The organism is Paenibacillus sp. USHLN196, from assembly GCF_037144955.1.
Lineage (GTDB): Bacteria > Bacillota > Bacilli > Paenibacillales > Paenibacillaceae > Paenibacillus > Paenibacillus xylanexedens_C.
This window is the reverse complement of the sequence record NZ_JBBCYH010000003.1, coordinates 674,624-683,325: the sequence shown is the minus strand read 5'-3', so window position 1 is coordinate 683,325 and position 8,702 is coordinate 674,624. Positions and strand designations below refer to the sequence as shown.

Below are 8,702 nucleotides of genomic sequence, written 5' to 3'. Positions count from 1 at the left end.
GAATCTTGATTTCATATGAAACCGGGCTTCTTTTGGACATTACAAAAACTCCCATCATGGTAGAAGTAGAGTTTTGTTTTTTCTACTGTCTACTGTGATGGGAGCATATCATTATAGGGACGGCCTGTTTCCAACTTAAACCTCTCTCTTTTGAAAGCAAAGCAACAATTTATTTCATCGACTTTTGTGCTTTCACTTCATCCATCGTAGGATAATCTGTATAACCCTTACTTCCGGTACCAGCATATAAAGTATTACGATCAACTTCATTTAAAGGGAACCCTACTTTGAGACGTTCTACAAAATCTGGATTAGCCAAAGACCATACACCAACAGGTACCAGATCAGCTGTGCCACTATCAATATCTACACTAATATCATCAATGGCACGCCCTGCTCTGTTGACCAATAATGCATTTGTCCAGCTTGTACGAATGTCTTGGAGAAGCTTCTCATTTCCAAGATGCATGACATGAAGGTAAGCCAAATCCAATTGAGCTAATTCCTTTACGAGATGGAGATAAAGCTTAGAACCTTGTTCCCCATCTTGTATTCCTCCAAGAGGTGTTCCTGGCGAAATACGGAAGCCGGTTCTTTCTGCTCCAATTTCTTCGATAATGGCTTTCGCTACTTCGATCGCGAAGCGACTACGATTTTCTATAGAGCCTCCATATTCGTCTGTCCGTGTATTTGAATTCTCTCCAAGAAACTGATTAATCAGATAACCATTCGCTCCATGAATTTCGACGCCATCTGCACCTGCTTTTATAGCCGCCGCTGCTGCTTTTCGGAAATCAGCAATGGTTGTTTGAATATCCTCTTTACTTAACTCCCGTGGAACCGGGATATTCTGCATTCCTTTAGCGGTGAACATCTCCACACCTGGCGCGATTGCAGATGGAGCAACAGGTTGACGATGATGAGGTGTATTATCTGGATGCGATATGCGGCCCACATGCATTAATTGGATAAATATATGACCATCAGCTTTATGAACTGCATTCGTAATCTTATTCCAACCTTCTATATGCTTTTCAGTATAGATACCAGGTGAATTCAAGTAACCTTGCCCATCATCAGAAGGTTGTGTGCCTTCACTAATGATTAACCCCATCGATGCTCTTTGAGCATAGTAAAGGGAGCTTAGTTCACCTGGTGTACCGTCCTCTTCTGCTCTGCTACGTGTCATTGGTGCCATAGCTAAACGATGAGGTAATTCCATTTTTCCGATTTTTGTTTTAGTCCACAATTTACTCATTTTGAACAACTCCTCTGTAGTTTAAAATAGTTTTTTATTTAGAAAGTTGTGGGTATAGTGCAGCTACACCACCGGCAAGTCCAGCTTGTACTTGACGACTAACTTCATCTGCGATAATTTCAAAGCTGTCAGATTCTATGCCGTCAATAGCTGTTTTCGCGATATCTGCAGGATTGGATTTAGGCATGTCTACGTTAGCAGTCATGTCTGTCTCCATAAAGCCAACATGTAGACCAGCTACTCTTACATTGCGTGGATATAGATTTAATCGTAAGTCATTCGTTAATGCCCACTCTGCAGCCTTGGCAGCCGTATATGCGCCTAAAGTTCCCGAACTAAACCATGATAATCCGGAAAGAATATTCAAAATTGATCCTCCCCCGTTTTTCTCTATGATCGGTGCAAATGCCCGAACCATGGACAGTGTACCGAAAAAGTGTGTATTAAATTCCAAATCTATTTTTTCAGGATCACCGTCTAGTAAAGACGCTCCTGTTGATGAACCTGCATTGTTAATTAGCACGGTAACATCCTGAGCGATCATAGCAGCAGCTGCAACTTCTTGAGGGTTGGTAATATCCAACTTAACTGGTGTAACACCTGGAATATCAATAGTCTCCGGGTTTCTTGCACCTGCATACACTTTCGCCCCTCTTGATAGAAGTTCAAGGGCAAGATGGCGGCCAAATCCCCGGTTTGCTCCAGTAACAAATGCGACTTGTTCAGAAATTTTCATTTTATTACTCCTTTTTATTTTATAGTGTAGTATTCTAAAATATTTTTTGTATTCTTCTCAGATACAAATGCTTATGTGGAGGAGGGATATGTTTTATAATATAAGAATGATCATTCTATATTTGGTAAAAAGAGCGATCTCTTCAAAAAGAAAGATTTGTTAGTCCAAAATATTAAAACGATCATTCTAAAAATGATATACAATGCTATATAAAGGACAATTAACAATACTATGTGGTTAAAAGTTCTATAGAGATGTTGGCTGTACGTTGCAGTTTCTCTTTAGGAATGGAAGTTCTCGCCATTGCCCTCAACCCAATACCCACTACATTCAGATGTTCTGCCAGTACTCCGGCATCATAATCTAGGTTTAATTCACCATTCTTCTGTCCCCACAAAATAATATCCTTGAACAGTTGCTCTGCCAGTGTAAATGATTCAGTGGCCTTAGAATCCACATCTACATCGCGCATAGCTAATTCCACGGCAGAATTGACCATTAAACAACCAGAAGGTGAATCTTCATCCTCATTCCCATATATCATGTAACTAAGAATCAATTGAAGAGCCTCAACAGCCGTGTCAGAGCCTTTAACTACTTCTGCAAGCTTACTATTTACTTTAGTTCGAAATCGATCCATTGCTCTCAGGAACAACGTATGTTTGTCGCCAAAGGTGTCATACAAACTTCTCCGATGGATACCCATATGCTCAACTAGATCCGTCATTGAAGTCTTTTCATAACCTTGTTCCCAAAAGAGATTCATTGCCTTATCTAGTACTACATTTTCTTCAAATTCTTTATAACGTGCCATTCTGGTTCCCTCCTCCCATACTCAATATAACATATTGAGAACGATCGGTAAAGAATAAAAAATGTATAAGCTTAGTTTTTCTTATTACCTAGTTTATGAATCGTTTGACCCCAAGTATGCGTGATAAAATCCGGGGCGAACTTCATTGAAAAGTGCATAACTTTGGTAAATCCTGCGTTCACGCATAGTTTATTTCTCAACATGCCCTAGTTTTTGGGCACTTTCATTTTCATTGTTGTTTATCTAAAAATGCTATTACTGATTTCACAAATTCATCATGATTTTGAAAAATCCCACCGTGACCGGAGTCTTTATAAATAATGAGCTTGCTATTTGGAATGCGTTGTGCCAAATCATAGGAGTTAGGTGTCGGTACCATTCTGTCATCATCACCGTTCACTATAAGTGTAGGTTGCGTAATTTCTGACAAATCAGCAGGTTTTGCCATTCCCCACTCGTGGATGGCTTTAAGTTGTCTACGATATCCTTTGATACTAATCATCTTATCTCGCGCCTCTTTACGTTCTTTGATACGAACCAAGAATTCTTTTGCTTTCTTTTTGCCATTATCTGTTCGCGTGAAGAATAAATAGGTTTTAATATCTCTCAACGTGAAGATGGCACGTATCAAATCACGATCAGAAAGTTTCGTAACATTTTCAATGCCTTTACCACCACGCGGGCCTGTTCCTGACAAAACAAGTTTACGAACCAGTCTTGGTTCAATGGCCAATAGTTCTTGTGCAATCATACCACCCATCGAAAATGACAAAATATCGATTTGCTCAAATCCCAATGTATGAATGAACGTCAACGCATCTCTTGCCATTTGTTCAATCGTATCTGGGACTTTCCCACTAGAAAGTCCAACACCCTTATTATCGAATGCAATGACCCAATGTTTTTGGGCAATACCATCCACTACGCGTGGGTCCCAGTTGTCCAGATTAGCAGATAAATGAGTGAAAAAGATGACTGGGATACCCGTTTTCTTTCCTAGTTCACGGTACGCGTAAACTGTTCCATCTGCCGTCTTAACACTTAGATTTGGTGCTTCTACATATGAATCGTTAGTTTTCATTATTTAGTAACCTCCATCTTCTACATTTAACAGAACTTTCCCCTCGCAATACCCTGTCGCAATCTTAGCAATCGCGGCATTCACTTGATCAAACGTGTACTCGGAATCAATCACCGGCTTAATGTTTGTTTTTTCAAGATACTGTGTGAAAGCTGCTAATTGCTGACCATTCGGCTGTACGTACAGAAAGTCATAACTCTTCTTATGCCATTTCGCTAGTCCATCAAAAGGCAACCCCAGTAAACTGAACAGAATCTTCTTCGCCGTTGACAAGTCTGCGCTTCGATTAGCGAAACGGGCATTGGGACCAGCGCTTAACGACAATAATTTACCACCGGGCTTTAGTATCTTCATTTGTTTACTAATTTCACTGGCGCCACGGGTATCAATAACATAATCATAGCCTCTCAGTATGTGAGTATAGTCCTGCGTTTCATAGTCGATAAACTCATCTGCACCGAGTTGATTGGCCATATCACGTGCAGATCCACTACCACTGACGGTCACAAACAGTCCTTGTGACTTCGCATAAGGAACGGCCATCTGACCAAAGCCACCCGTCCCCCCAGGAATAAATAATTTACCACCTTGCCGAACATCTAAAATGGCTAGTGCCTGGATGATCGTCAAAGCAGATAATGGCACGGCCGCTGCTTCTTTAAAGGAAAGATTGGTGGGCATCTTAGCCACAATTGCCGCATCTACTGCGACATATTCGGCAAACGCCCCCATCTTGTCTAGCGGTGGCATAGTGTACACGTGATCACCGACCTTAAAATCCATGACACCGGTGCCGACTTCGATTACCACTCCGGCTAGCTGGTTGCCCAGAGTCAATGGAAAGTTGTAACGATCAAATATCTTAACTTTGCCTGTAATCGCCAAGACAAGGTGTGGATCAACATCAGCTACCTTTGTCTTGATTAAAACCTGCGTAGATGTGATTGATGGAATATCAATTGAGTTGATTTTCACTTCAAGTGTTTTGGAATATCTAGAAATTTGTGCAGCTTTCATTAGGTGCTCTCCTTAGAATCGGATAATGACTTTTCCGTTAGGATGACCAGTCGCAACAAGCTTCAGAGCCTCATTAATATCTTCAATATGAAATTCAGTCGGGTCCACCGCTGGTACAATCCCGTTATCTTCAATAATCTTGGTGATTTTCTTTAATTGTGCACCATCACTGCGAACAAAAATGAAATGATATTGAATATTCTTTTTCTTCGCTTTGTAATCGTATTTTGCCCCAGCAATGGTGAAGAGTTTCTGTTTCCAACCTGACAAGCCTAGTTTTTGGGCAAACCGTTTATTAGGACCGGTTCGCAGAGAAAGAAGGCGACCTCCTGCTTTAATAATAGAAAGTTCATGATTAAATTCGCTTGGTCCCAAGGTATCAACTACATAATCAACATCACTAAGCTGTTCCCAATAATTCTCAGTCGTGTAATCAATATATCGGTCTGCTCCAACCGCAATAGTCCGTTTACGCGCTTGCGTATTTCCACTGACGATGACCTCAAGCCCCATGCTTTTGGCAATAGGAATGGCCATTTGGCCAAATGACCCAGACCCTCCGGGGATAAACACAGTTTCGCCAGATTGGGCTGCTAATTCTTCATGCAAACCTTGATAGGCAGTCAAACCGGTTAATGGTGCAGCAGCACCAGTCACAAAATCGAGATTAGCGGGTAAGTGCCCGATGGCGTCCGCATGAATTGCCGCATATTCCGCAAAAGCACCGATTTTTTGTAGTGGTAGGCGTGAATAAATGGCGTCGCCAACGTTGAACCCCCGAACATTCTTTCCGACTTTCTCAATAACACCCGTCAGTTCGTTTCCGAGGATCAAAGGGAACTCATAATCCTGAATAAGCTTCACACTCCCAGTACCGATGAGTAATTCTAAATGATTAACCGCCGCCGCTTTCACCTTGACTAAGACTTCGTTATCATTTATATCTGGGACTGGAATATCATTAATTTCTACTATGAAATTTTTTGAGTATTTGGTAATCTGTGCTGCCTTCATATTTAATGGCCTCCTATGCACTGAATAATATGCTAGTAACTTTTTTTAGGTTTTGTAACTTGTATAACAAGCATATTATCGCAGGTTACAAAAGTCAACAATTGTTACTCTTTCTCCTTTGTGCTAACATACGGGTGTATATACAAACAGATATTAAAGGATTTTCATCAGAAAGAAGGGCCGAAAATCATGGCTAAAATCACTCAAGAGCTTATTATTGAAACAGCAGAAGCATTAATTGAACGCACGGAAAAATCCGAAGTTACACTCTCTCAAATTGCGGATGAATTAAATATCACCCATGCAGCGCTGTATAAACACTTTAAAAATAAACAGGAGCTCTGGGCAGCGGTATCTAAGACCTGGTTCAACCGAATGATTTCAGAACAAATCAAATTAGACAAGAATAATTTGATCAATACACAAGACTTGCTCCACGATTGGCTCTGGGCATTTGTTAACGCCAAAAAACGCGCGTATAACGAGAATCCACAAATGTTCGCTTTGAATACTCAATACGTCGACAGCAATCCGCAAGTGTTACGAGACGTACTGTGGGAATCCTATCAAATTATTGACGAATTGATGAACTATCACGATCCCAACCTAGAACGGGCAGAGGCAATCCTATCTGCGTTTGCGGTATTTAATCTCCCGTCCTTCAAAGATTCTTGGAATTTACCCGACTACGAAGACAGATTCGAGTGCATCTGGAGTTTAATCAAGCATGGGCTTTAGATCGAGACTACTACAGACGAAGAACGAGCGTAATTGACATTGTCAGTAACGAAATGACTGCTTCTCCAAAAAAAGATTTACAGATCTCCTTCGAACCCATTAAAATGGTTTACATGACGTAAAGGTTAACACCATGTAAACGAAGGAGATTATGACGTACATGAGTACATTACCAAAATCAGTTCGCTTTCCATTGTTCATTCTGATGTTAAATCTGTTTATCGCTTTATTGGGGCAAGGGATGCTTATCCCCATATTGCCGGAGTATTTGAAGCTTTTTCATGCGGGAGGCACAGTAGCAGGATTTTTAGTTGCAGCCTTCGGTGCCGCTCAATTCTTCTTTTCACCTCTCGGGGGACAACTGTCTGATCGATTTGGACGCAAAAAGTTGATCATCGCAGGTATGTTTCTGTCTGTCATTTCAGATATCATATTTGCGCTGTCGACGTCATTGCCGTTCCTCTATGTCGCACGGTTTATCGGTGGAATCAGTCTCGGTTTGATGGTTCCTGCAAACCTCGCATATGTCGCCGATATTACAACGCCAGAGACACGTGCTAAAGGCATGGGCTATTTCGGCGCAGCTATGAACTTGGGGATGGTTCTGGGACCTGGTCTGGGCGGGCTCATTGCCGAGATGGGCATTCGCATGCCCTATTTCTTCGCAGCGGGTCTGGGACTGATTGCGGCCCTAATGACGCTGCTATTGCCTGAGACACTTCCCCCCGAGAAAAGAACCATCTCCACCCGTCTTCAAAAAGGAGATCACTTGGGCAAGAAAATCTGGAGTTCTTTTAAAGTCCCCTATTTCAAATACTTGATTGTGTTGCTCGTCATGACCTTTGGCCTCATGAGTTATGAGACGGTATTCGCTCTTTTTGCAGAGCAAAAATACGGCTTTGACGCTGCGACGATCTCCATCATTATTACCTTGGGCGCGATTATCGGTATCGTTGTGCAAATCTGGCTTTTGGATTGGTTCGTACAGAGAATCGGTGAAGTTAAACTGATCCGTCTCTCCTTGATAATCACACCTATAGCTTTGTTGTTAATGTTAATTAAGGTCAACCTTGTGTTTCTGTTGTTCGCTTCTGCGTTATTCTTTGCCTTTAATTCGTTTTTGCGACCTTCGGTCAGCACGTTAATATCCAAGAATGCAGGAGATCGGCAAGGCTATGCATCGGGTCTGAACACCACATTCTCAAGTCTCGGAACGGTGATTGGTCCGCTGATCGCAGGGCTATTGTTTGACAAAAACATAAACTTCCCGTATATTTTTGGTGCAATTATGCTGCTCGCTTCTCTCGGACTGACCCTGAACGCATTTCGTTCGAAGAAAGGACAATTGTATACAAGTGAATGAAAACTGGCATCAACAATTGAGAAATAAACATCGTGATGATTTGATTGCAGCAGGTAAGGAACTTTTTTTGAAATATGGATTGCTTCAGGTGAAGATTAAGGATGTGTGCACTAAAGCTGAACTTAGCAGAGTGACCTTCTACAAACATTTTCAGTCTATGGATGAGCTTCTTCTAGCCATTCAGATGCAACTGATTGAACATTTAACAGATGAGGTTAGTCGTACATCAACGAAGGACATGAACGGACGAGAACAACTCACGGTCATGTTGAATACATGGGTTGTGTTTGCCCAGGATCATCCAGACTACATCCGATTTATTCAATTATTTGATATCAACTATGAAATGTATGATTTTAGTCCTGAATTAAGAGAACAGTACGAACGATTCAACCAGCAAGGGAAAGAAGACCATTTCCTCTTGCATGCTTTAACTACAGGCGTTGCTGACGGCAGTATCAAGAATCCGTCCCCTCCACTCGAGCTTGCTCAATTCATCTTCACAACGATGATGGGTATGCTACAGAGGATCGTTAAGATCGATCCGTCCAAATCCGATGAAATGGATACGCGGATCAGGGAGCAGTTTGTGAAGATGCTGCTTCATTTTGTCTGTAGCGAGGAATTACATGAGTGAAGTTAGCAATTATGTAAATGGATCGGTAAAATCAAAATTTAAAT

General features: G+C 41.5%; 9 protein-coding genes. 3 read left to right on the top strand and 6 right to left on the bottom strand.

Annotated elements, in window-relative coordinates:
- Nucleotides 1-169: 169 nt before the first annotated feature.
- From WFI24_RS09735 to WFI24_RS09710, 6 genes are all read right to left on the bottom strand, one after another.
- Entirely contained in the window at nt 170-1,258 is a 1,089-nt protein-coding gene (locus WFI24_RS09735; RefSeq protein WP_336760245.1) for an alkene reductase, read from the bottom strand.
- A gap of 34 nt (nt 1,259-1,292) precedes the next feature.
- On the bottom strand, nt 1,293-1,994 hold the full coding sequence (locus WFI24_RS09730) for an SDR family oxidoreductase (protein WP_336760244.1): 702 nt from the start codon (nt 1,992-1,994) through the stop codon (nt 1,293-1,295).
- A gap of 229 nt (nt 1,995-2,223) precedes the next feature.
- Nucleotides 2,224-2,808 carry a TetR/AcrR family transcriptional regulator gene (locus WFI24_RS09725; protein ID WP_336760242.1) on the bottom strand — a complete coding sequence of 195 codons (585 nt, stop codon included), beginning with the start codon at nt 2,806-2,808 and terminating at the stop codon, nt 2,224-2,226.
- 229 nt (nt 2,809-3,037) lie between these two features.
- Nucleotides 3,038-3,889, bottom strand: a complete 852-nt coding sequence (locus tag WFI24_RS09720) for an alpha/beta fold hydrolase (protein WP_336760240.1) — start codon at nt 3,887-3,889, stop codon at nt 3,038-3,040.
- A 3-nt stretch (nt 3,890-3,892) separates the two neighbouring features.
- Nucleotides 3,893-4,906 carry an NADP-dependent oxidoreductase gene (locus tag WFI24_RS09715; protein WP_336760239.1) on the bottom strand — a complete coding sequence of 338 codons (1,014 nt, stop codon included), beginning with the start codon at nt 4,904-4,906 and terminating at the stop codon, nt 3,893-3,895.
- Nucleotides 4,907-4,918: 12 nt separating this feature from the next.
- Nucleotides 4,919-5,920 carry an NADP-dependent oxidoreductase gene (locus tag WFI24_RS09710; protein ID WP_336760237.1) on the bottom strand — a complete coding sequence of 334 codons (1,002 nt, stop codon included), beginning with the start codon at nt 5,918-5,920 and terminating at the stop codon, nt 4,919-4,921.
- A gap of 189 nt (nt 5,921-6,109) precedes the next feature.
- Between WFI24_RS09710 and WFI24_RS09705 the strand changes: the two genes are divergently transcribed.
- From WFI24_RS09705 to WFI24_RS09695, 3 genes are all read left to right on the top strand, one after another.
- Nucleotides 6,110-6,658, top strand: coding sequence for a TetR/AcrR family transcriptional regulator (locus tag WFI24_RS09705; protein ID WP_336760235.1), 549 nt, complete (start codon nt 6,110-6,112; stop codon nt 6,656-6,658).
- 160 nt (nt 6,659-6,818) lie between these two features.
- Entirely contained in the window at nt 6,819-8,021 is a 1,203-nt protein-coding gene (locus WFI24_RS09700) for an MFS transporter (protein WP_336760233.1), read from the top strand.
- Nucleotides 8,014-8,658 carry a TetR/AcrR family transcriptional regulator gene (locus tag WFI24_RS09695; RefSeq protein ID WP_336760232.1) on the top strand — a complete coding sequence of 215 codons (645 nt, stop codon included), beginning with the start codon at nt 8,014-8,016 and terminating at the stop codon, nt 8,656-8,658. The genes WFI24_RS09700 and WFI24_RS09695 overlap by 8 nt, the downstream gene beginning before the upstream one ends.
- Nucleotides 8,659-8,702 lie beyond the last annotated feature (44 nt).